Source organism: Desulfovibrio diazotrophicus (assembly GCF_902498985.2).
GTDB classification, from domain to species: Bacteria; Desulfobacterota; Desulfovibrionia; order Desulfovibrionales; family Desulfovibrionaceae; genus Desulfovibrio; species Desulfovibrio legallii.
This window is the reverse complement of record NZ_OX346397.1, coordinates 2,525,001-2,547,589: the sequence shown is the minus strand read 5'-3', so window position 1 is coordinate 2,547,589 and position 22,589 is coordinate 2,525,001. Positions and strand designations below refer to the sequence as shown.

The window sequence follows — 22,589 nt, the reverse complement described above, 5'->3', positions numbered from 1 at the left end:
GCGGGGCGGGCCAACCGCCCCCCCGCCAGGCGCTTTTTGCAGGATTTTTAACGCTAAGGAGACAGGATATGAGTTCCCCCCGGAAAAAGGCCATGTTCAAGGCGATAAACACCGCGCCCGTGACGCCTTGCGAAAAAAAGACGCAGAAAACGGATGAGCTTTTCGGCTGCCACGTGTTCGGCCTGAGCACCATGCGCAAGCGTCTGCCCAAGGACGTGTACCGCAAGCTGGCCAAGACCATCCGCGACGGCGAACGCCTGAACCCGGAAATCGCCGACGTGGTGGCCAATGCCATGAAAGACTGGGCCATTGAAATGGGCGCTACCCATTACACGCACTGGTTCCACCCCATGACCGGCCTCACCGCCGAAAAACACGACGCCTTCCTGTCTCCCGCCGCCGACGGCCAGGTCATCAGCGAATTTTCCGGCAAAATGCTCATCAGTGGTGAACCGGACGCCTCTTCCTTCCCTTCCGGCGGGCTGCGCTCCACTTTTGAAGCGCGCGGCTACACCGCCTGGGACCCCTCCGTGCCGGTGTTCATCATTCCCGCCTCCTACGGGGCCACCCTGCACATCCCCACCTACTTCTACTCCTATTCCGGCGAAGCCCTGGACCGCAAAATCCCCTTGCTGCGCTCCATTGCCGCCCTCTCCCGCCAGGCCCTGCGCATTCTGCGCCTGTTCGGCAACCATACGGCCAGCTATGTGCGTCCCAATGTGGGCCCCGAGCAGGAATACTTTCTGGTGGACAAAAACCTGGCCGTACTGCGCCCCGACCTGCTCCTGGCCGGCCGCACCCTTCTGGGCGCGCCCTCGCCCAAGGGGCAGGAGATGGAAGACCACTACTTCGGGGCCATTCCCGGCCGCGTCATGAGCTTTATGCAGGATGTGGAAAACGAGCTCTGGGCCCTGGGCATCCCGGCCAAGACCCGCCACAACGAAGTGGCCCCCGGCCAGTTTGAAATTGCCCCCGTGTTTGAAGAAGCCAACATCGCCTGCGACCACAACATGCTCACCATGAACATGATGCGCCACATGGCGGCCAAACACGGCTTTGTCTGCCTGCTGCACGAAAAGCCCTTTGACGGCGTCAACGGCAGCGGCAAGCACAACAACTGGTCCATCAGCGATTCTGACGGCGTCAACCTGCTCAACCCCGGCAGCACCCCGCAGGACAACGCCCAGTTCCTGGTCTTTCTGGCCGCCGTGCTGCGCGCCGTGCACAAACACAGCGTGGCCCTGCGGCTGGGCACCGTGGGCGCGGGCAACGACCACCGCCTGGGCGCCAACGAGGCCCCGCCGGCCATCCTTTCCGTCTACCTGGGCGAGCAGCTCACCGATGTGCTGGACGGCATCGTCAACGGCAAAAGCGCGGCCAGCAAAAAGAGCGGCTTCATGGAAGTGGGCGTCTCCACCCTGCCGCCCCTGCCCGTGGACCTCTCGGACCGCAACCGCACCAGCCCCTTCGCCTTTACCGGCAACAAGTTTGAATTCCGCGCCGTGGGCTCTTCCCAGTCCGTGGCTCCGGTGAACATCGCCCTCAATGCCGCCGCGGCCTGCGCCCTGGACGACATCGCCACCGAACTGGAAGCCTCCGTGGCCGGCGGCGCGGACCTGAACAGCGCCCTGCAGCAGCTCCTGCCCCGCCTGTTCAAGGAGCACATGCCCATTGTCTTCAACGGCAACGGCTACGCCGCCGCCTGGCCGGAAGAAGCGGCCCGCCGCGGCCTGCCCAACTACCACAATACCGTGGACGCCCTGGCCCACTACACCGACCCGGAGGTCATGAACGTCTTCCTGCGCCACGGCATCCTCACGGAACGCGAGATCCTCTCCCGGCAGGAAATCCTGCTGGAAAACTATAGCAAGGCCGTATGCATCGAAGGCCACCTTATGGCCGACATGCTGCGTACCTCGGTGCTGCCGCCCAGCCTTACGGCCCAGACCCGGGCCGCCGAAGCTGTGCTCAAGGCCCGCGCCGTGCTGGGCGAAGCCGGGGCGGACAGCGAAGAGGCCGCCTTTACCGAACTGCGCGGCCATATCGTGGCCCTGCAGCAAGGCGTGGCCGCCCTGGAAAAAGCCGTTGCCGTTGCCCAGGAAGCCCAGGGCGCTCTGGAGCAGGCTACGGCCGCCCGCGACACGGTGCTGCCGGCCATGAAGGCCTGCCGCGAGCACGCCGACGCCCTGGAACGTCTGGTGGACGACGAACTCTGGCAGCTGCCCAAGTACGCGGAACTGCTCTGGGCGCACTAGAGCAGCTAACCTTTGAGACTATGTATTCTCAAAGGTTACGGCACGCTCGTTCCGGCGCTTAACCGCGCAAATAAATTGCGCTTGCGCCTCCACGGCGGGCGGCTGCTTATGCAACCGCCGGGCATTTCAAAGTTGAAATGCCCTAGACCGATAATCTCGGCGCATCGCGCCGGACACTGTTGGGGGTCGGTGGTCTCATCCCGGGGGGGAAGATGGTCCCTGGCCTCCAGCCCCCGCGGCATAGTCCGCGGGGAGCCACGGGCCGCGCCGTTCGCCGCAACGGACGGCGTCGGCCGGTGGCCGTCAAAGCGGGGAGTCTGGCGGCTCCCCGCTTTTTTTGCGCTCCAACGAACTTACGGCTTGCGGCAGCGCCCACCACACTGTGCAGGCCACGCCGGACGGCGTCGGCGGCTTGGCAAACCCGCAGTTCTGGAGTATCCTTTTGCTCTTGTGTGGCCGCCTCGCAGGGTAAAACTTGCACGGCCGGGCCAACTACGTTATAGACCAAGAACTTTGGGGCAAAACGCCGCGCCGCCTGGGCGGCTTTTTTATACGCCAGCAAGCACAATAGTTACTCTTTTCCTTGCCCGCGCCGGTCGTTCCGGCACAACCTCCAGGGCTTCTTCATGGACAAGACTGCCGCTTCAGGGGCTGAAATGTCGCGCAACACCGCCACGGCTCCCCCCCACGCCGCGCGCCCGGATACTGGGCCGCCCCCCGCCGACCAGGGGCAACGTGCGCCGCAAGGCGGCCCCGCAACGGGCATGGGGCCGTTGCGTCCTTCAGACGTGGACTTCATGCCCGGCCTGCTGCGCAGCCTGGCTATTGTACTGCGCCTGCGGGGTCGGGTGGTTTCGCCCCAGTCCCTCATGGCCGGGCTCACGGGCAGCCGGGTCACGCCGCAGGCCTGCCTGCGGGCCGCGCGCAAGGTGGGGCTTTCAGGCCGCATCGCCTACCGCCCGCAATTGGAAAACATCCCCGGCCTGGTTCTGCCCTGCATCCTCCTGCTCACCAACGACCGCTCCTGCGTGCTTACGGCCCTGGACGGCGAGATGGCCGAGGTCATCTTTCCCGAAACGGGCGAAACCAGCCAGGTGGTGCCCCTGGAGGCCCTGCGCGAAGAGTATTCCGGCTACGCCCTGTTCGCCGCCGTAGAGGCCGCGCCCGACCACCGGGCCGACCGCCTGAGCATCTCGCACGGCAAGCGCTGGTTTTGGGACGTGCTGCGCTATTACGCGCCCATTTACCGCCATGTGGCCCTGGCCAGCGTGGTCATCAACCTCATTGCCGTGGGCAGCCCCCTGTTTGTCATGAACGTCTATGACCGGGTGGTGCCCAACAACGCCATGGAAACCCTCTGGGTTCTGGCCATAGGCATCTTCATCGTCTACCTTTTCAACTTTCTGCTCTCGGCCCTGCGCACCCATTTTGTGGACGTGGCTGGCCGCAATGCGGATATTGTGCTCTCCAGCGCGCTGGTGGAAAAAGTCCTTTCCATGCGGCTGGACGCCAAGCCCGAATCCACGGGCGCGCTGGTCAATAACCTGCGCGAATTTGAACAACTGCGTGAATTTTTCAGCTCATCCAGTCTGCTGGCCTGCATCGACCTGCCCTTTCTGGTCATCTTTCTTCTGCTCATCGCCTTCATCGGCGGGCCCCTGGTTTTCCTGCCCCTGGGGGCCATGCCCATCCTCATCGGTCTGGGGCTCACCCTGCAGCACCGCTCGCGCCGCAGCGCCGAAGCCGGTTACCGCCAGAACATGCAGAAAAACGCCCTGCTGGTGGAAATCGTCGGCGGCCTGGAAACCCTCAAGGCCTGCATGGCCGAAAGCCGGATGCAAAAACTCTGGGAATCGGTGGTGGGGCTTTCGGCCAAATCCAGCAGCGAGGCCCGCAAATACAACAACTTGGCCGTCACCCTTTCCATGCTGGTTACCCAGGTGGTCACCGTGGCCTGCATCGTCTGGGGCGTCTACCGCATCGCCGACGGGCAGATGACCATGGGCGCGCTCATCGGCGTCAACATCCTGGTGGGCCGCAGCATGGCCCCCCTGCTGCAGATGGCCTCCCTGCTCACGCGGCTCCAGAACTCCCATGTGGCCCTCAAGGCCCTGGACCTGCTCATGACCCTGCCCTCGGAAAACCAGGCGGAAAAAACCTGCATGGATTTCGGCATGCTGCGGCCTTCTTTCAGCATGGAAAACGTCTCCTTCGCCTACCCCCACCAGGAACGCCAGGCCCTCAACAATATTTCTTTGCGCATCGAGCCGGGTGAGCATGTGGGCGTCATCGGCCCCATGGGGTCGGGCAAAAGCACCCTGGGCAAGCTGCTCATCGGCCTCTACCAGCCCAAGGAGGGCGCGGTGAAGTTCGGCGATGTGGACATCCGCCAGATCCCCGGGGCCGACCTGCGTGGCCGCGTGGGCGTGCTGCCTCAGGACGTGGTGCTCTTTTACGGCAGCATCCGCGACAATATCGCCCTGGGCGACCCCACCATCAACGACCATCTGGTGCTGCGCGCCGCGGCCCTGGCCGGCGTGGCGGACTTTTTGCGCAACAATCCCGCCGGGTTTGCCGCACAGGTGGGCGAACAGGGCAGGGCCCTTTCCGGCGGACAGCGCCAGGCCGTGGCCCTGGCTCGCGCCTTGGTGCGCGATCCCGAAGTGCTCATCCTGGACGAACCCACCAGCAATATGGACACGGATTCCGAACTTCTGCTGCAAAAACGTCTTCAGGCCGCCATGGGCGGCCGCACCGTGGTGCTCATCACGCACCGCCTCTCCATGCTGCGCATTGTGGACAGGCTTATTGTCATGGAAGACGGACAAATCAAACTGGATGGCCCGCGCGACAAGGTGCTCCAGCGCCTGCGCGAACGCTCCCGGCAGACCGTGGCCACCGTCAACCGCGCACAGCAAGCCGCGGCGGAGCACGCCTGATGCGCCCGCCCGCAGACGCCAACACCACAGGCATGAGCCCTGCAGACGTCAACCCCGCCGACGCGCGCGCCCGGCCCGCAGGCCTTGCCGAGGCCGCCCCGCGCCCGCAGGAAGCCCCCGCGCACGAAAGGCCCGCCCCCGGCCCCACAATGCCCCCACCCCTGCAAAGCGGCCCCGCGCCCGACGCCTTTCGCGTACCCCTGCGCGAAGGCGAGGCCTGCCCCTGGGGCGAACTTGGCCTGCCCTTTCTGCCGCAGCCCCCTGGCGCAGAGGCCGGCCCCCTGCCCGCCATGCCCGGCGCCCCGCCCCCAAGCGAAGGCCAGCCTGCAGCGCCCCGGCCGGACGGCGGCTTGCCCCTCTCTCTGCTGGGGCCAGGCCTGCCCGAAAACCCGGTCACGCCGCAGGAACCCTCTCCCGAAGCCCAGGGGGCCAAAGCCTTTTTCCGGGAACTCCTGCTGGGCGGCGACCAGGAACAAAAACCCGATAAAACTCTGCGCCAGAGCCTGGCCGAAACCGTGGCCCAGATTGCCGGGCACGGCCAGAACCCTGCGGCGGCCGCCGGACCTGCAGGCGCGCCCCCCCTGCCGCCGCAGCCCAATCCCGGCCTGTTTGCGGCCATGGACGCGCCCCTGCGCGGGCTTACCCCCGACGACATCCAGTTTGCCAATGAAGTGGACGCCGCCCTGGCCCGCCGTCCGCGCTTCGGGGCCCGCGCCCTTTCCGTGTGCGTGGCGGGCATGCTGTTCTGCCTGCTGCTCTGGGCGGCTTTTGCCAATGTGGACGAGGTGACCCACGCCGAAGGTTCGGTGGTGGGTTCTCAGCGCACTCAGACCATCCAGAACCTGGAAGGCGGCATTTTGCGCGCGGTGCTGGTGCACGAAGGACAGATTGTGGAAAAAGGCGAGGTGCTGGCCCAGCTGGACAATGAAATGGCCGAAAGCGCCTACCGTGACGCCGTGAATAAGGCCATGGAAAACAGCCTGGCCATTTTGCGCCTGGAAGCCGAGCTCAAAGACCAGGAACCCGCCTTTCCCGAAGATCTGGACGCCTGGGCCGCCCAGCTGGTGGGGCGTCAGGTGGACGGCGACGTGCTGGCCCGCGCCCGGCAGATTGTGCGCGACCAGACCAATGCCTGGCACAGCCGGCAGGATCAGCTCCACGCGGAAATTGAAGTGCTGGGCTCCCAATATGTGCAGCGCACCCACGACGTGGAGGAGCAGAGCGCCCGCAAGCTGCAACTGGACCGCAGCCTGGCCCTGGCGATGGAACAGCGCGACACGGCCTATGCCCTGGTGCAGCGCCACAACTTTTCCAAAATGGAATACCTGGGCCTGCAGCAGCGCGTGGTGGAGCTGCAGGGGCAGATCGACGCCCTGGCCGCCAGCCTCCCCAAAGCCCAGGCCGCAGCGGAAGAATCCAAACAGCGCATCGCCTCCCGCCGGGCCGAACAGGCCGCCGCCGTTACGGACGAAATAAACAAGCGCCGTCAGGATCTCAACTCCCTGCGTGAAAGTCTTTCCGCCGGGCGCGACAGAGTGACCCGCACCGAACTGCGCGCCCCGGTGCGCAGCACGGTCAAACAGATCTACATCACCACCGTAGGCGGCGTGGTCAAGCCGGGCGAACCCATCATGGACCTGGTGCCCCTGGACGACACACTGCTGGTGGAAGCCCGCGTCAGGCCGCAGGACGTGGCCTTTCTGCGGCCCGGTCAGGAAGTGATGGTCAAGGTTTCCGCCTACGATTTTTCCATCTACGGCGGCCTGGAAGGCAAGCTGGAATCCATCAGCGCCGACACCATCGAGGACAAAAGGGGCGACCACTTCTATCTGGTCAAGGTGCGCACCCGCAAAAACGCCATTGCCTACCATAACCAGCTGTTGCCCATCATCCCCGGCATGGTGGTGACCGCGGATATCCTCATCGGCAAAAAAACCGTGTTGGACTATCTGCTCAAGCCCATTCTCAAGGCCAAACAAAACGCCTTGCGGGAACGTTGAGAGGTGCGGAACATGTCCACGCAGGAAAATCCCGACCAGAAATCCCGCCGACACAACCGCCGCGCCGGTCTGGCCATGCTGGGTCTGTTTGCCCTGGCCGTGGTCTGCATTGCCGTCAGCGCCAACTGGTATCTGCGCAACGCCCGCCAGCGCCAATGGCATGAAACGGCCCAGAGCCTCAGCGTGCAGACCGCCAACCAAGTAGCGCTGCTCACGGTCTGGTCCGGCAGCCTTACAGATCAGGTCCGCACTTTTGTCGGCCAGGACTGGCTGCGCCTGTTTGCCGCAGAGGCGGCCAACACGGGCCAGCCCGCCGCCGCCGTTCTGGAGCTGGCGGCCACGCTGGAGGCCGAGCCCATGTCCCTGACGGCCCCCCTGCAGGATACCGCCGCGCCCCTGGCGGCCCTGGCCCCGCGCCTGCCTGCGACGTTGCGGCAATTGCGTGATTTTAAAGAAAAGAATAGTTTTCTCCGGGTTTCGTTGCTCAATGCCGCAGGCGAAATTTTCTTGTCCGCGGGCAAGCCGCCCCAATTGGACGAGGCCCAGCGCACGAGCGCGCTTAAAGCCTTCAGCGACAAACAGCCCGTTTTTCTGCCCGCACGCCGTGAAGACGGCCTGCTGGTCATGGACATGGCCTACCCCGTGTTCACCCCCCTCTACATGGACGCTTCCGGCGTCGGCGTGCCCGCCGTGCTGCTGCTCAGCGCCAACGTATCGCCCGTGGTCAAGGCCGTTTCCCGTACTGGCGAATCGGCCATCCTGCAGGCCCTCGGCAACAGCCTGCAACGCCTGGACCCCCAAACCGGCCCCCACAACCTGCCCGGCTGGCAGCTGGAAAACGGCCGCCTGCCCCCGGCCATGCGCGAAGACAACGCCCTGCCCGAACACTGGCGGCAGAGCTACTGTCTGGCAGAACCCGTACCCGGCCTGCCCTGGCTGGTGGCCCAGGGCGTGCCCGCTCCGGAGTTGGAGGCCCAGTACGCGCATATCCGTAAAAACGCCCTGCTGGCCTCCCTGGTGTTCACGGCCCTGGCAGGCATCATGCTGGCTGCCCTCTGGTGGTGGTTGGTAGGCCGCAACGAACGCGCCGTGGCCGACCAGCTGCGCCGCCTCTACCGCGTGGTCAACCAGCAGAAACAGATTATGGACGGCGTCAATTCCGCCCTTTCCGCCGGTATTGTGCTCAACGACTTTAACGGCCGCCTCTTCTACGCCAACCAAGGCTTTGCCCGCATGACAGGTCTGCCCGCCGAACAGCTGCCCGGCATGGCCCACACCGACCTGGGTCCGGACCTGGCCCGCAGCCTGGTCACCCACACCCTGGCCGTCTACCAGACGCAAAGCCTTTCCAGCTTTACCGAAACCCTGCCTATCCGGGGGCAGACCCGCTACTTTTTGACCTCCTGCACGCCTTTCCGCGACGAACAGAGCCGCATCACCGGCGTGGTTTCCGTCTACAGCGACATGACCGAGCTGGCCCTGGCCCAGCAACGCGCCCAGCTTATGGTCACGCAGGCCGTCAACGCCTTTGTGCGCGCCATCGAGGCCGTGGACGCCTACCTGCGCGGACATTCCGACTTCACCGCCCAGCTGGCCGTCCTCCTGGCTCGCCAGCTGGGCCGCGACGACCCGGAAACCCTGGCCACCCTGCGCACCGCCGCCAAGCTCTCCCAACTGGGCATGATCCAGCTGCCCAAAGAGCTGCTTACCAAGTCCGGCAGCCTCACCCCCGACGAACGAGCCCAGCTGGAACGCCACGTGGACTACGCCCGCGAAGCCCTGGCCGGCATTGACTTTGGCCTGCCCGTGCTGGAAGCCATGACCCAGATGCACGAACGCCTGGACGGCTCCGGCTATCCCGACCACCTCCAGGGCGAGAACATCTGCCCCAACGCCCGCATCCTGGCCGTGGCCAATACCTTCTGCGCCCTGGTCCGTCCCCGCTCCTACCGCACCGCCTTGCCCGTGGACGCGGCCCTCAAGCTGCTCAAAACCACGCCGCCCAGCTACGACCCACAGGTGATCGCCGCCCTCCAGACCATTCTTGGCACGGACGAAGGCAAAACCTTTTTCACACGCCTCCAGAACGGACAGGAAGCCTAGCTGTCAGGGGCAGGGCGTTTGCACAAAAGCTCCCTGACCCCAGGCGCCCGCATCCTTCAAAAATCTTCCCCAGGAAGGCAAACGGCCTGCCCCGAACGGGCAGGCCGTTTGCCTGACGGGCTGCCGTGCCGCCTGTCGCGCCGCAGGCCTTACAGGCACACATCCCCCCTTCTGCCGAGTTTTGCCGCCCCGGACACCCACGCCAATTAAAACTTTAACTGCATAAAATTATTTTATTAATTATTTTTATATAAAAATATTGCAATTATAAATATAGTATTATATATTTGTGCCCATTACCGCAACACTACCGGAGAATGCCATGCTCAGAGGGTTCCTTCTTCTTTGTTTGCTTCTTGCGCCGGTTTCACCCTGTTTTGCCGATGCCATAGACGAGCTCAATGCGGCGGTAAAAGCGCTGGAAAGAGGCCAGCCCGAAAGGGCCAGAGACCTGGTCAAAGCCGTCATCAACGACGTGCATACCAGCAACGAATACAAGGCCATGGCCTATTACCTCTACAGCCTCGCCGAGAAGAATCCGCAGGAAGCCATCACCTATTGCGCCAAAGCCGCCGAACTGGCTCCCGACAACGGCCGCTATCACGAAAAACTCGGCATCCTCTACTTCCAGGCGCAGCAGTATGAAAACGCCGTCAAATCCCTGGACAAAGCCATTGCCGTAACGCCCATCAATGCCGGGGCCTACAGCCTGCGTGGTTTGGCCTACCGAGAATCGGGCCAGATGGAAAAGGCCCTGGCAGACATGGATAAAGCCATATCCCTGGACCCCTCCGTTCCTGTATTTTATGCCCGACGCGGGGCCGCACGCTTCCTGGCGCACCAGCCCGACGGGGCCTTTGAAGATTTGTCCAAAGCCGTGCAGAGCGAGGCTCTGCCCCGGGAAACACGCGCCAATTGTTATTTTTACCTGGCTAAAATCCACATGGAAAGGCGGCAGTACGACAAGGCGAAAGAATTGCTGGCCGCTTCGCTGCGGCATCTCGCCCAGGCAGACAAAAAACGTGAAGCAAATCTGTTGCTGGATCAAATCAAGGCTTCAGAAAAATGGAGCTGATTTCAGCCCGTTGAAGTAGTTCCCAGTAGACCTGTCTTTTTCGCTGCAAAGTTGGCAGTCCAGCTCAGAAACTTCTGATACCGCCGCAAGGGGAAGTGCGCCGATGAAAACGCCTGTGGAACGCAAGTTTTTTAAAATCAGTCAGTTTTTTTTCTTTGTTGTTACTTCAATAAGTCTTGTCACCGCCTTTGGGCTTGGCCTTTACGGCCTGTACCTGCACAATGCCAGCCCGCAAGAAAGGTTTACGCAGCCCACGCCTTCCTATGAACGACTCAAGCGCGAAAGGGCCCAGGCCAAGGCCGCTGTGGAGCAGGCAAAGGCCCAACAGCAGGCTCCCGCCACCCCTCAGGGGGACAAGACCCCGCCCGCCAATCCTGAAGCTATTCCCGCAGAATACCTGGACGTCCTGAACAGCATTGAAAAATCCATCGTCAGCTTTGCCAACAAGGCGCAGCAGCTCTCTCCCGGCAACAAACTTCGCTTTCGCATTTATAAAGCCGCCACGCAGTACACCGCACATTTCAGCGTCAGCAGTCTGCTGGCGCAGCTTGACGTGGAGGCCAAGGCCCTTGAAGCCGATGCGGATCGCATCCGGGCCCTGCCGCAGACCGCCCCGGACTACATCACCTGGGCGCTTTTTCTGGACGATTATTTTGCACAGATTGACAGCAGTATTGCCGCGCAGCGCAGGAGCATCGCCCAGGAAAGGGAACAGGTCATGCTCAAAAAAGCGCAGTCCGGCGTGGTCTTTTACACGGCAGCGATCGCCTTGGGCGTTTTTATCTTTTTCACCATGTTTCTTGTGGTCCTGAGCATGGAAAAAAATACCTATGTGCTGCGCTGCATCCAGGAAAACCTTGAAAAACACCCAGACGCCGACGACCCTGCCGACGCTTAGGGCCTTGCAGCGTTGTCCCGCCCTAGAGCATTTAACACTTGAAATGCTCGCTTACGGCAGGCAAAAGCCTGCCTTCTCGCATTTTGTGGCAAGGATTTTCAAGAAAATCCTTGCAGAGCAGTTAGCTCATTTCATTCGCTAACTGCCCTAGCGGCTCTGCGTAAGCAGACGCCCGCCCCGGAGCCGCAAGCGCAGCCTGACCCGCGTTTTTGCGGCCGCAGCGCTTTCCCCGCGCGCAACGCAGATTGCCTTTGAGAAGGCATTCTTCTCAAAGGCAATCTACGTTCCAGCCCCCAACAGCGCTGGTTTGGGGTCCGCAATATTGTTGGCTGCGCAAAATTCTTATGTGCGGCGAGCTATTTTTCCAGCCAGGCGTTCAAGCGGGCTTCCAGGGCCTCCTCGCTCACGCGGGGCGCGGCGTAGAAGCCCGCGGCCTCGCGCTGGCGGGCGGCCTCGGCCAGAATAATGGCGGCGGCCACGGAGACGTTGAAGCTCTGGATCATGCCGTACATGGGGATGTAGAGCGACCCGTGGGCCTGGCGCAGCAGGTCCGGGGCCACGCCGCTGTGCTCGTTGCCCATGATGACGGCCGTGGGCCGGGTGAAGTCCCACTGGCGCAGAGGGCGGGCCCCAGGCTCGCAGGAGGTGGCCAGAATCTGCATGCCCCGGGCGTTGAGGTCGCCGAAGAGATCTGCAGCATTTTTGTGGCGGGAACTTTCTACCCATTTGCGGGCTGAGGCCGAGGTTTTGCGCCCCAGTACGGGAAAGGGGGTATCCGTATAGTAGAGGTGCACGCGGCTGACCCCAAAGGCGTCGCAGGAGCGGTAGATGGCCGAAACATTGTGCGGGTCGTGAATATTGGCCAGCACCAGGGTAAGGTCGTCCTGCCGGTGGGCCAGCACCTGGAGCAACCGTGCCTTGCGGCGTTCTGTGGGGAGTTTGGGCATTACGACAATCTGCCTTTAAAATCTTCGTAGCCGAACTGGCGCAGCAGACGAAAGCCCTGGCCGCCCGCGGCATCAGCTTCGCAAATACCGATAGAGGGCAGGCGCAGGCCGTTGAAGGTGGTGGTTTTGACCATGCTGTAGATGGCCATATCCTCAAAGGCCAGGCGTTGGCCGGGCAGCAAGGGCGCGCTGAAGGAGTATTCCCCGGCCACGTCCCCGGCCAGGCAGGATTTGCCCGCCAGGCGGCAGGTCCAGGCCTGTTTTCCGGGCAGGCCCGCGCGGGAGGGCAAACCGTCTTCGGCCAGAAAAAGCACATTGGGCCGGTAGGGCATTTCCAGCACGTCGGGCATGTGGCAAGGCACGCCCAGATCCAGGATGGCCACGGGCATGTCGGCCTGCACCACGTCCAGCACGGTGGCTGTAAGCCAGCCCGCGTTCAGGGCCACGGCTTCGCCCGGCTCCAGATAGATTTGCGCATGGTAACGGTCCCGCCAGTCCGTAAGCAGGCGGCAGAGCAGGTCCAGGTCGTAGTCCGGCCGGGTGATGTGGTGCCCGCCGCCCATGTTGATCCAGCGGCACTGGGACAGCCAGGGGCCGAATTTTTCCTCCACGGCGGCCAGGGTGCGCTGCAGGGCGTCGGCGTTCTGCTCGCAAAGGGTATGGAAATGCAGGCCGGAGATGCCCTCCAGAGCCGTGGGGTCAAAATCTTTGCGCCGGATGCCCAGGCGCGACCCCGGCGCGCAGGGGTCGTAGATGGCCGCCGCGCCCTCGGAATGCTCCGGATTGATCCTCAGCCCGCACTGGATACGCCGGTCCGGACAGCGGCTCTGATTGTGCATGGCAATGGCGGGGCGAAACTGCCGCCACTGAGCCGTGGAATTGAACACCAGGTGGTCTGTGAGGGGGAGCAGCTCGGCCATTTCGCGCGCGTTCCAGGCGGCGGCAAAGGCGTGCACCTCCCCGCCAAACGCCTCCCGCGCCAGGCGGGCCTCGTCCACAGAGCTGGCGCAGGCCCCCCACAGGGGGCCCGTACCTTTAAATCGCGACAGCAACGGAAAGGTGGCCCAGGCCGCAAAGCCCTTGAGCGCCAGCAGGATTCTGGCTCCGGTGCGTTGCTGCACCTGGTCCAGCACGGCGACGTTGGCGCGCAGGCGGTCCGCGTCCAGCACAAAGCAGGGTGTGGGCACGCGCCCGGCGTCAAACAGGATTTCAGGGCAAAGGAACATGGGCATCCTTGACGCTGACGGGCTCAGCAGTCCTTGGCCACCATGCGCAGCAGGCGCAGCAGCTGGTTGGTGAAGCCGGCCTCATTATCGTACCAGAGCAGCAGCTTGACCATGGTCTGGTCCAGCACCTGGGTGGAGAGGGCGTCCAGCACGCCGCCACAGGTACTGCCCTTGTAGTCGATGGAAACCAGCGGCTCGTCGGAATAGCCGAAATGCGCGCCCAAGGGCCCGGCGCTGGCGGCCTTGAAGGCGGCATTGACGGCGGCCGCGTCGCAGGGGCGCTCCACCTCGCAGGTCAGGTCCACCAGAGAGCAGTCAAAGGTGGGCACGCGCACGGACATGCCGTTGAGCTTGCCCGCCAGTTCCGGCAGCACCTGCCCCACGGCCTTGGCCGCGCCCGTGCTGGAAGGCACCATGGAAACCGCCGCCGCGCGGCCGCGACGCCAGTCTTTGTGGGAGCCGTCCAGAATGCGCTGGCTCATGGTGTAGGAGTGGATGGTGGTCATGAGCCCGTGGCGGATGCCGCAGAGCTCGTGCAACACCTTGGCCGCCGGGGCCAGACAGTTGGTGGTGCAAGAGGCGGCAGAGATGACCTTGTGCTTGCCGCCGTCGTAGATATCGTGGTTCACGCCCATGACGATCATGGCGTCCACATCCTTGCCGGGCGCGGAAATGACCACCTTTTTGGCCCCGCGATCCAGGTGTCTGCTCAGGCCTTCACGGTCCTTGATAGTGCCCGTAGTCTCTACGGCCAGGCTCACGCCCAGGCGGTCCCATTCCCATTCACCGGCCTTGCAGCGGGTGACGGCAATATGCCGGCCGTTGACGATGATGCCGTCCGCATCATGATCCACACTGCCGGCAAACGTGCCGTAGGTGGAGTCATATTTGAAGAGATAGGCCAGAGCCGCGTTGTCGGCGCGGGCATTGATGGCGGCAATGGTCATGTCCTGTTCGTCGGCCATGAGCCGCAGCAGATACCGGCCGATGCGGCCGAAGCCGTTCAGTCCCAGTTTGACGGGCATGGGGCGCTCCTTAATGCGTGAAGATGTTGCTATATACCGGGGTCTGGCCGAAAAGGCCCTGGCCGGGGCAAAACGCCCCGCGCCCTAGGCCTTGCCGGACGACCCCATGACGTTGCGGATTTTGTGGGCCACCATGTTCTGCACAGCGTCGCGGGCCGGCTTGAGGTAGCCTCTGGGATCGAACTGCTCCGGGTGCTCCGTAAGAAACTGACGGATGGAGGCGGTGAGGGCCAGACGGATATCCGTATCCACGTTGATCTTGCACACGCCCATGCCCGCAGCCTTGCGCAGCATATCTTCGGGCACGCCCTTGGCGCCGCCCACCTGGCCGCCGTACTTGTTGCAAAGGGCCACAAACTCCTGCGGCACGCTGGAAGCCCCGTGCAGCACCAGGGGGTAGCCGGGCAGCTTATTGCTGATGGTCTGCAGGCGCTCAAAGTCCAGCCTGGCTTCGCCCTTGAATTTGTAAGCGCCGTGGCTGGTGCCGATGGCTACGGCCAGGGAGTCGCAGCCCGTGCGGCGCACAAAGTCCACGGCCTCGTCCGGGTCGGTGTAGACGTGCTCGGCCGAAGAAACGTGCTCTTCAATGCCGGCCAGCTTGCCCAGCTCGGCTTCCACCCACACGCCGCGGGGGTGGGCGTAGTCCACCACCTGTTTGGTGATGGCGATATTTTCCTCATAGGGCAGGTGAGAGCCGTCGATCATGACGGAGGTAAAGCCGCCGTCAATGCAGTCCCGGCACATTTCAAAGCTGGGGCCGTGGTCCAGGTGCACCACCACGGGAATGGAGGGGTCTTCCTGCAGGGCGGCCTCTACCAGCTTCATGATGTAGACCTGGCCCGCATACTTGCGCGCACCTGCAGAAACCTGCAGAATAACAGGCGATTTTTCCGAAGCGGCCGCCCCCATGATGCCCTGGATGATTTCCATGTTATTGACGTTAAACGCGCCGACGGCGTAGCCGCCGGCATAGGCTGCGGCAAACATCTCTTTGGGACTGGTAAGGGGCATGACTTCCTCCGGGGGTTACTGGCGATGCGGGGCGGGAATATACCTTCACAGCCCGTGCGGGGCAAGATCTTCCATACACCAAATCCGCGCAAAGGGGAATGGCCCGCGCCCCGTGCGGCAAAAAGGGCGCGTGAACACGGCGGGCTTTTCGCCCGGTTCGCGGCAGCAACAAGAGTATGCGGGCGGGGACAGGTCGGTTAGCCGCCGGGGCCCGCCAAAACAGGCAAAAAGTCCTTATCGCGCGTCCAGATTCATGCTTTCCAGGGCCTGCAGGCCCTGGCGGTCCGTAAACTCGAAGCAGAGCGGCGTCAGGGTGATGTAGCCCTGGCTGAGCAGGTCTTTGTCCGACTGCGGTTCGATGGTTTCGGGCGGGATTTCGCCTTCCAGCCACCAATAGGGCGCGCCGCGCGGGTCTTTGCGCTCCAGGTAGGTGTTTTTCCACACTGCACTGGTCTGCACGCAGACGCGCAGGCCCAGGGCCGCATCCAGCGGACGGGCGGGATAATTGACGTTGAGCACCCGGCGATGGCCCAGACGAGCCCAGTCCACCCGCTCGGCCAGGGCCACGGCGTGCCGGGCCTGGGGCAGGGGGTCCACGGTGGGGCCGCCGTTGAGGTCGTGAGAAACGGCCATACTGGGCAGATCTTCGTGGGCGGCCTCGGTGGCTGCGCCCACAGTGCCGGAATAGAGAATGTCCGGCCCCACGTTGGGCCCGGCATTGATGCCGGAAATGACCATATCCGGCCGTTCCGGCAGCAGGCGGCCCAAGGCCAGCTTCACGCAGTCCGTGGGCGTGCCGAAAATCCCCGTGCCCGTAAAGTCCGGCTCCACAATATCCATAGAGCGCACGGGCTCGAAAACGGTCAGGGAGTGCCCCACGCCCGACTGCTGGCGCATGGGCGCCACCACCCACACCGTGTGGCCGGCCTCGCGCAGGGCCGCGTACAGGGCGCGCAGGCCGGGCGCGCGGATGCCGTCGTCGTTGGTGAGCAGAACCTTCATTTGACAATACCTCGCAAACAAGGGAAATTTGGGTCAGTAGCGCGCCGACATCCGGCCGCGTTCAGGGAAGATATATGGAAAAAGGCTGCTACGTCAAAGACATTACCCCCCCCGGCGAGGCGCGAGGGCTGTTTGCCGTGAGTCAGGCCGTGCAGGGGCAGTCCCGCAACGGCCCCTATTGGCGGCTGACCCTGGCCGACGCCAGCGGCGCGCTGGAGGCCAAGATCTGGCACCCCCTCAGCGCGGCCTTTAACGCCATCCCCGTGGGCACGCTGGTCTGGGCCGAAGGCCGTGCCGGCCTTTATCGCGACCAGGTGCAGCTTTCTGTGGAGCAGCTGCGCCTGCTCACGCCTGAAGAATGCGCCGCAGTGGACCAGGCCGCCCTGCTGCCCGCCAGCCCCTATCCGCTGGACGACATGCTGGACCAGCTCACCAACCTCTGCAAGGCGGAGTTTGTGTACCCGGCGTGGCGCAAGCTGGCGCTGGGCTTTCTGCACCATGCGGATCTGCGCGCCCGCTTCCGCGTCTGCCCGGCAGCCAAAAGCGTGCACCACGCCTATGTGGGCGGCCTGCTGGAACACACCCTGGGGGTCTTCACCCTCTGCCGCCGCATTGCCGACCAGTATCCCGAACTGGACCGCCAGACCCTGCTGGCCGGCGCGCTGTTTCACGATGTGGGCAAAATCCGGGAATTTTCCGGCGGCGTGGCCAACGACTACACCACCGAGGGCCGGCTTCTGGGGCACCTTATGCTGGGGCTGGAGATGCTCTCCCCCCTGCTGGCCAAATCCGGCCTGGACGCAGCCCTGCAGGAGCATTTCAAGCACCTTGTCCTGAGCCATCACGGCACGCTGGAATTCGGCGCCGTGCGCCTGCCGCAGACGCCCGAAGCCCTGGCTCTGCACTATGCGGACAACCTGGACGCCAAAATGGCCCAGTGCCGGGGGCTTTTTGCCCAACTGGGCGAAACCGGGCAGGACTGGACCCCCTGGCAGGCCACATTGAGCCGCCCCCTCTATCGGGCCGCGCACACGCCGCAGCCCGCCGCCAAAAAAACGACGCCCCCCAGGACGGCTCCCCAGAAGGTGGTGAAAGAAGAATGTTTATCTCTTTTGAAGGCATAGAGGGCGCCGGCAAATCCACAGTCATGGAGGCGCTGGCCGCCTACCTGGCGGACCACGGGCTGGACCCCGTGCTCACCCGTGAACCGGGGGGCTGCAACTTGGGCCGCAGTCTGCGTTCCATTTTGCTGGATGGCCGCACGCGCGGGCTTTCCAGCCGGGCGGAGCTCTTTCTTTTTCTGGCCGACCGGGCCCAGCACGTGGCCGAAATCGTCCGCCCCGCCCTGGAGGCCGGGCAAATTGTGCTCTGCGACCGCTACACCGATTCCACCCTGGCCTACCAGGGCTACGGGCGCGGTCTGGATACGGAATATCTGCGCCGCCTTAACGATGCGGCCACAGGCGGCCTTGCGCCGGACCTGACCCTGCTGCTGGATCTGCCCGTACGCTGCGGCCTGGGCCGCGCCGGTGAGCGCAACCGGATCAAAGGGCTGGTTGTTTCCGAAGGACGCTTCGACAGCGAAAGCCTGGACTTTCACGAACGCGTACGCACGGGCTACCGCGCCCTGGCCGAAGAGGAACCAGAACGCTTTGCCATTATTGACGCGGCCCAGCCGCCCGAAGATGTGGCCCTGCAGTGCCGTTCGGCCCTGGAAACGCATCTGGGCAGGCGCGGCAGGGGGCTGGACTAGCGCGAGCGCGGACTTGTGCGGCTTTGCGCTAGAGCAGTTTACGAATGAAATGAGTTAATTGCTCTGCAAGGATTTTCTTGAAAATCCTTGCCACGAAATGCGAGAAGGCAGGCTTTTGCCTGCCGTAAGCGAGCATTTCAAGTGTTAAACACTCTAAGGGAGCCTTTTGAGCAAGGGGCCCTGCCCCCATGCTCCCCCTCCCAAGACTTTTACGTTGGCTGCAAACGGCTGCGCGTCCGGCTTTACAGGGGTGCTCCACGCGGGAGCCGCTCCCGAAATCTACACAGGCGGTGTCCTATGAACGAATACTATGTACTGGAACCGGAAGGCGCGGGCGTGCGCTTCGCGCCCCTGCCCGAAGGGGGCCCGCACGTTGCGGAACACGGCGCGCCGCCCGAAGGCTATACCCTGACGACCCGGCTGGGCGATCCCGACCTGTTACACTGCGCGGTCTACCGCAGGACCGACGGCCCCGGCGGGCTGTTTGTGCTCCACGATGGGGATGGCCGCCTTTGCGCCGCCCTGGCGGAAAGCAATCTGGCCTACGGGCTCGGCCTGGCGCACATGGGGCGCCTGGTGGCCGATGCCCGCTACGGGGCCGACATTTTTGAGGATCTGGACGACCATGACTGAATCCGCGCTACAGGCGTCCGCCCCCTTGCAGGCTGTGCAACGGCTGGGGGTCGTGTTTTTTCCGGCCTTTGACTGGGCCATAGCGCCCACCCATCCCGAACGGGAAGAGCGCCTGCTCTACACCCGAGACCAGCTGCTGGAAGAAGGCCTGTTCGACATTCCCGGCATTACCGAATACCGGCCGGACTTTGCCACGCGGGAGCAGCTCGCCCGCGTGCATTTTTGCCTGCCCTCGGTGGGCGCGGTGAGCACCGACTCGCACCTGGCCTCGGCGGGCGGCGCCATCCGCGCCGCGCGTCTGGTGCTGGAAGGCCATGAAGACCGCGCCTTTGCCCTGGTGCGGCCTCCGGGGCACCACGCCATGCGCGTGGTGCACGGCAACCGCGGCTTCTGCAATATCAACAATGAAGCCGTCATGGTGGAATACATCCGCGACCACTATCCCCGCCCCGACGGCCGCCCCCTGCGTATAGCCATTGTGGATACGGACGTGCACCACGGCGACGGCTCCCAGGACATTTTCTGGAACGACCCGCACACCCTGTTCATCTCGCTACACCAGGACGGCCGCACCCTCTATCCCGGCACGGGCTTTCCGCGTGAATGCGGCGGCCCCGGCGCACTGGGCCGCACCATCAACATCCCCCTGCCGCCGGAAACCTCCGACGAAGGCTACCTCTACGCCATCACCCACGCTGTGCTGCCCATGCTGGAAGATTTCCAGCCCGACCTGATCATCAATTCCGCCGGGCAGGACAACCACTTTACCGACCCCCTGGCCAACATGAAACTCTCGGCCCAGGGCTACGCCGCCCTCAACGCGGCCCTCAAGCCGCACATCGCCGTACTGGAGGGCGGGTACGCCATCCGCGGAGCCCTGCCCTACGTCAACCTGGGCATCTGCCTGGCCCTGGCCGGCCTGCCCGCCACCGACATCCGCGAACCGGGCTGGACGCCGGAAGCCACCCGCCAGCGCCCGGAAGTGGGCGAATACATCGCCCGGCTCTGCGAGCAGGTGCGGGACGTCTACTTCCACCCGCCCAAGCAGCCCACGGAAGGCCAGGCCCAAGACGGCTGGTGGACGCGCGCCAAACACATTTTTTATGATACGGATATGCTGCGCGAACAACAGCGGGAAAGCTGGCGGCTCTGCCCGGACTGTTCCGGTCTGGGCCGCTGGGAAACCAGTTCGGAGCGGGTGGCCCGCTCCCTTTGCCTGCTCGCGCCGCGCCACGCCTGCCCCCACTGCCGCACCCTGGGCCGGGAGCTGGCGGACAAGGCCCGCAAAAGCGGCCGCTATGCCCACGTCCTGCTGCTGGAGGGCGACAGCCCCCACGGCGCAACGGAATTCGGCGTCTGAGCCTACAAACGCCCCTTTTGGATTGCCTATGGCCCGTCCCTGTCACTGTCGCCGCGTCAGCGGCCTGCCCAAAGCCCGCTATTTCAAACCGCGCGGCGTGCCCATGACCGAACTGGAAGAGGCCGTGCTTACCCTGGACGGCCTGGAGGCCTTACGCCTGGCCGATCAGGAAGGTCTGAACATGGACGCCGCCGCCGCGCGCATGGGCGTTTCGCGCCACACCTTTGGCCGCCTGCTGCGCCGGGCGCGGCAGTGCGTGGCCGGCGCGCTGGTGCACAGCCAGGCCCTGCGCATTGAAGGCGGCGTCTGTGCCGTGGGCGGCGCTGAGGAAGAAGAAGCCACGCCCCCGACGGACGGATTGCTGGCGGCCGTGCCCTCTCAAGCCCCCGGCGGGCTGGCCGCCGCCCCGGAGCCCCATTTCGGGCGCTGCACCACCTTCACTCTGGCGCGCGTGCACAACGGCGTGGTAGGCGAAGTGCGCGTGCGCGCGGGGCTGCACCACGAACAGGGCGACTGCGCCGCCGTGGTACAGGCTTTGCGGGATATGGGCGTGGGGGCAGTGCTGGCCGGCGGCCTGGGCCTGCGGCCCCTACGCGAACTGCAGGCCGCGGGCATGGCCGTATACCACCACGCGGGGCTGCCCAGCGTGGCGGACTGCCTGAAGGCCTTTGCGGCCGGCGAGCTGGCGCTCTTTGGCGAAGGACAAATCTGCCAGGCCGGCAAATTTTAGAGCAGTTAGCGAATGAAATGAGCTAACTGCTCTGCAAGGATTTTCTTGAAAATCCTTGCCACGAAATGCGAGAAGGCAGGCTTTTGCCTGCCGTAAGCGAGCACTTCAAGTGTTAAATGCTCTAAGACGGCTTACGGGCAAGGACAGCCGGTCAGTGCGCGGTCAGCGCGCAACCGCAACGAGTACCGCGCGCAACCGCAACGAGAACAGCGCGCAAAAACAAACGCCCCTCGCGCTGTTGAGCGGCGAGGGGCGTTTATGAGCAATCTTTGGCGACGGCCTACTTTCCCACATGACGTTATGCAGTATCATCGGCGATGGAGAGCTTAACTACCGAGTTCGGAATGGGTTCGGGTGTACCCTCTCCTCCATGGTCACCAAAGAAATTTGTCAAAAATATAATTGACAGGGAAGGAAGGAAGTTGATTTCAAACAAGCCGCACGGGCTATTAGTACTGGTCAGCTCCACGCCTCGCGGCGCTTCCACCTCCAGCCTATCGACGAGGTAGTCTACCTCGGCCCTTCAGGGATTGCTCCAGGGAGAACTTATCTTAAGGCAGGCTTCCCGCTTAGATGCTTTCAGCGGTTATCCCTTCCGCACATAGCTACCCTGCTGTGCCGTTGGCACGACAACAGGTCCACCAGGGGTGCGTCCATCCCGGTCCTCTCGTACTAGGGACAGGCCCTTTCAATTCTCCAGCGCCCACAGAAGATAGGGACCAAACTGTCTCACGACGTTTTAAACCCAGCTCGCGTACCACTTTAAACGGCGAACAGCCGTACCCTTGGGACCTGCTTCAGCCCCAGGATGTGATGAGCCGACATCGAGGTGCCAAACCGCATCGTCGATGTGAACTCTTGGATGCGATCAGCCTGTTATCCCCGGCGTACCTTTTATCCAATGAGCGATGGCCCTTCCATACGGGACCACCGGATCACTAACACCTACTTTCGTACCTGCTCGAGATGTCTCTCTTGCAGTCAAGCTCCCTTTTGCGTTTGCACTCGACGGCTGGTTTCCAATCAGCCTGAGGGAACCTTTGCATGCCTCCGTTACTCTTTAGGAGGCGACCGCCCCAGTCAAACTACCCACCAGACACTGTTCCCTCACCGGATCACGGTGGAGGGTTAGGGACCTGAAAAAACAAGGGTGGTATTTCAACAATGACTCCCCCCATACTAGCGTACAGGGTTCACAGTCTCCCACCTATCCTACACATGCTGGTCCAAATCCCAATGTCAAGCTATAGTAAAGGTGCACAGGGTCTTTCCGTCTTTCTGCGGGTACACGGCATTTTCACCGCGACTTCAATTTCACCGAGTCTCTGGCCGAGACAGTGTGGAGATCGTTACGCCATTCGTGCAGGTCGGAACTTACCCGACAAGGAATTTCGCTACCTTAGGACCGTTATAGTTACGGCCGCCGTTTACCGGGGCTTCAATTCGGAGCTTCGCTTGCGCTGACCCCTCCTTTTAACCTTCCGGCACCGGGCAGGCGTCAGTCCGTATACGTCGTCTTTACGACTTGGCACAGACCTATGTTTTTAGTAAACAGTCGCCACCACCATTTCTCTGCGGCTCCCTCGGGCTGGTTAAGTGAATCAACTTTACCCAAAAGAGCACCCCTTCTTC

At 63.5% G+C, this 22,589-nt stretch carries 16 protein-coding genes and 2 rRNA genes (1 of these 18 only partly in view); 11 read left to right on the top strand and 7 right to left on the bottom strand.

Annotation, left to right across the window (positions count from 1 at the left end):
* Positions 1-68 precede the first annotated feature (68 nt).
* The 6 genes from J7I12_RS10965 to J7I12_RS10940 all read left to right on the top strand — a co-directional run bounded on the left by J7I12_RS10965 (position 69) and on the right by J7I12_RS10940 (position 11,270).
* Positions 69-2,255, top strand: coding sequence for a glutamine synthetase III family protein (locus J7I12_RS10965; protein ID WP_118230616.1), 2,187 nt, complete (start codon positions 69-71; stop codon positions 2,253-2,255).
* Positions 2,256-2,911: 656 nt separating this feature from the next.
* Positions 2,912-5,194: a type I secretion system permease/ATPase gene (locus J7I12_RS10960; protein WP_270229419.1), complete on the top strand. Its 2,283-nt coding sequence runs from the start codon at positions 2,912-2,914 to the stop codon at positions 5,192-5,194.
* Positions 5,194-7,194: an HlyD family type I secretion periplasmic adaptor subunit gene (locus J7I12_RS10955; RefSeq protein WP_302149015.1), complete on the top strand. Its 2,001-nt coding sequence runs from the start codon at positions 5,194-5,196 to the stop codon at positions 7,192-7,194. The genes J7I12_RS10960 and J7I12_RS10955 overlap by 1 nt, the downstream gene beginning before the upstream one ends.
* Positions 7,195-7,206: 12 nt before the next feature.
* The gene (locus J7I12_RS10950) at positions 7,207-9,297 is read left to right on the top strand and encodes an HD domain-containing phosphohydrolase (protein WP_288907901.1); all 2,091 of its coding nucleotides are present in this window, start codon (positions 7,207-7,209) and stop codon (positions 9,295-9,297) included.
* A gap of 322 nt (positions 9,298-9,619) precedes the next feature.
* Complete coding sequence (locus tag J7I12_RS10945; RefSeq protein ID WP_118230614.1) at positions 9,620-10,372, top strand: tetratricopeptide repeat protein; 753 nt, start codon at positions 9,620-9,622, stop codon at positions 10,370-10,372.
* Positions 10,373-10,475: 103 nt separating this feature from the next.
* Positions 10,476-11,270: a hypothetical protein gene (locus tag J7I12_RS10940; protein WP_288907665.1), complete on the top strand. Its 795-nt coding sequence runs from the start codon at positions 10,476-10,478 to the stop codon at positions 11,268-11,270.
* A 356-nt stretch (positions 11,271-11,626) separates the two neighbouring features.
* On the opposite strand, the gene J7I12_RS10935 is transcribed toward J7I12_RS10940, so the two are convergent.
* The 5 genes from J7I12_RS10935 to surE all read right to left on the bottom strand — a co-directional run bounded on the left by J7I12_RS10935 (position 11,627) and on the right by surE (position 16,481).
* Complete coding sequence (locus J7I12_RS10935) at positions 11,627-12,217, bottom strand: TrmH family RNA methyltransferase (RefSeq protein WP_288907667.1); 591 nt, start codon at positions 12,215-12,217, stop codon at positions 11,627-11,629.
* Positions 12,217-13,443, bottom strand: a complete 1,227-nt coding sequence (gene nspC, locus J7I12_RS10930; protein WP_302548718.1) for a carboxynorspermidine decarboxylase — start codon at positions 13,441-13,443, stop codon at positions 12,217-12,219. The genes J7I12_RS10935 and nspC overlap by 1 nt, the downstream gene beginning before the upstream one ends.
* A gap of 23 nt (positions 13,444-13,466) precedes the next feature.
* A complete protein-coding gene (gene gap / locus J7I12_RS10925) occupies positions 13,467-14,468 on the bottom strand; it encodes a type I glyceraldehyde-3-phosphate dehydrogenase (RefSeq protein WP_118230610.1) in 1,002 nt (333 codons plus the stop codon).
* An 84-nt stretch (positions 14,469-14,552) separates the two neighbouring features.
* Positions 14,553-15,479 (bottom strand): class II fructose-1,6-bisphosphate aldolase, encoded by a 927-nt coding sequence (gene fba, locus J7I12_RS10920; RefSeq protein ID WP_130957887.1) that lies wholly within the window; start codon positions 15,477-15,479, stop codon positions 14,553-14,555.
* A gap of 234 nt (positions 15,480-15,713) precedes the next feature.
* A complete protein-coding gene (gene surE, locus J7I12_RS10915) occupies positions 15,714-16,481 on the bottom strand; it encodes a 5'/3'-nucleotidase SurE (RefSeq protein WP_118230608.1) in 768 nt (255 codons plus the stop codon).
* Positions 16,482-16,555: 74 nt separating this feature from the next.
* Here surE and J7I12_RS10910 point away from each other — a divergent pair, with 74 nt between their 5' ends.
* The 5 genes from J7I12_RS10910 (at position 16,556) to J7I12_RS10890 (ending at position 20,957) form a co-directional block, all read left to right on the top strand.
* Complete coding sequence (locus J7I12_RS10910; RefSeq protein WP_118230607.1) at positions 16,556-17,605, top strand: 3'-5' exoribonuclease YhaM family protein; 1,050 nt, start codon at positions 16,556-16,558, stop codon at positions 17,603-17,605.
* Entirely contained in the window at positions 17,581-18,234 is a 654-nt protein-coding gene (gene tmk, locus J7I12_RS10905) for a dTMP kinase (protein ID WP_118230606.1), read from the top strand. The genes J7I12_RS10910 and tmk overlap by 25 nt, the downstream gene beginning before the upstream one ends.
* 297 nt (positions 18,235-18,531) lie before the next feature.
* A complete protein-coding gene (locus J7I12_RS10900; RefSeq protein ID WP_118230605.1) occupies positions 18,532-18,867 on the top strand; it encodes a hypothetical protein in 336 nt (111 codons plus the stop codon).
* A complete protein-coding gene (locus J7I12_RS10895; protein WP_118230604.1) occupies positions 18,860-20,227 on the top strand; it encodes a histone deacetylase family protein in 1,368 nt (455 codons plus the stop codon). Before J7I12_RS10900 ends, J7I12_RS10895 begins: the two co-directional genes overlap by 8 nt.
* Positions 20,228-20,255: 28 nt before the next feature.
* The gene (locus J7I12_RS10890) at positions 20,256-20,957 is read left to right on the top strand and encodes a DUF134 domain-containing protein (RefSeq protein WP_302548719.1); all 702 of its coding nucleotides are present in this window, start codon (positions 20,256-20,258) and stop codon (positions 20,955-20,957) included.
* A 267-nt stretch (positions 20,958-21,224) separates the two neighbouring features.
* Here the strand turns inward: J7I12_RS10890 and rrf are convergent.
* Together rrf and J7I12_RS10880 are read right to left on the bottom strand one after the other, a co-directional pair.
* A 5S ribosomal RNA gene (gene rrf / locus J7I12_RS10885) occupies positions 21,225-21,339 on the bottom strand.
* Between the two features lie 46 nt (positions 21,340-21,385).
* Positions 21,386-22,589: ribosomal RNA gene (locus J7I12_RS10880) — 23S ribosomal RNA — on the bottom strand (it continues 1,730 nt past the right edge of the window).

Coding starts and splice junctions, on each gene's coding strand:
- J7I12_RS10890 (WP_302548719.1), top strand. CDS start 20,256: ATGGCCCGTCCCTGTCACTGTCGCCGCGTCAGCGGCCTGCCCAAAGCC.
- J7I12_RS10955 (WP_302149015.1), top strand. CDS start 5,194: ATGCGCCCGCCCGCAGACGCCAACACCACAGGCATGAGCCCTGCAGAC.
- J7I12_RS10910 (WP_118230607.1), top strand. CDS start 16,556: ATGGAAAAAGGCTGCTACGTCAAAGACATTACCCCCCCCGGCGAGGCG.
- nspC (WP_302548718.1), bottom strand. CDS start 13,443: ATGTTCCTTTGCCCTGAAATCCTGTTTGACGCCGGGCGCGTGCCCACA.
- J7I12_RS10895 (WP_118230604.1), top strand. CDS start 18,860: ATGACTGAATCCGCGCTACAGGCGTCCGCCCCCTTGCAGGCTGTGCAA.
- J7I12_RS10960 (WP_270229419.1), top strand. CDS start 2,912: ATGTCGCGCAACACCGCCACGGCTCCCCCCCACGCCGCGCGCCCGGAT.
- J7I12_RS10945 (WP_118230614.1), top strand. CDS start 9,620: ATGCTCAGAGGGTTCCTTCTTCTTTGTTTGCTTCTTGCGCCGGTTTCA.
- tmk (WP_118230606.1), top strand. CDS start 17,581: ATGTTTATCTCTTTTGAAGGCATAGAGGGCGCCGGCAAATCCACAGTC.
- gap (WP_118230610.1), bottom strand. CDS start 14,468: ATGCCCGTCAAACTGGGACTGAACGGCTTCGGCCGCATCGGCCGGTAT.
- J7I12_RS10935 (WP_288907667.1), bottom strand. CDS start 12,217: ATGCCCAAACTCCCCACAGAACGCCGCAAGGCACGGTTGCTCCAGGTG.
- surE (WP_118230608.1), bottom strand. CDS start 16,481: ATGAAGGTTCTGCTCACCAACGACGACGGCATCCGCGCGCCCGGCCTG.
- J7I12_RS10950 (WP_288907901.1), top strand. CDS start 7,207: ATGTCCACGCAGGAAAATCCCGACCAGAAATCCCGCCGACACAACCGC.
- fba (WP_130957887.1), bottom strand. CDS start 15,479: ATGCCCCTTACCAGTCCCAAAGAGATGTTTGCCGCAGCCTATGCCGGC.
- J7I12_RS10940 (WP_288907665.1), top strand. CDS start 10,476: ATGAAAACGCCTGTGGAACGCAAGTTTTTTAAAATCAGTCAGTTTTTT.
- J7I12_RS10965 (WP_118230616.1), top strand. CDS start 69: ATGAGTTCCCCCCGGAAAAAGGCCATGTTCAAGGCGATAAACACCGCG.
- J7I12_RS10900 (WP_118230605.1), top strand. CDS start 18,532: ATGAACGAATACTATGTACTGGAACCGGAAGGCGCGGGCGTGCGCTTC.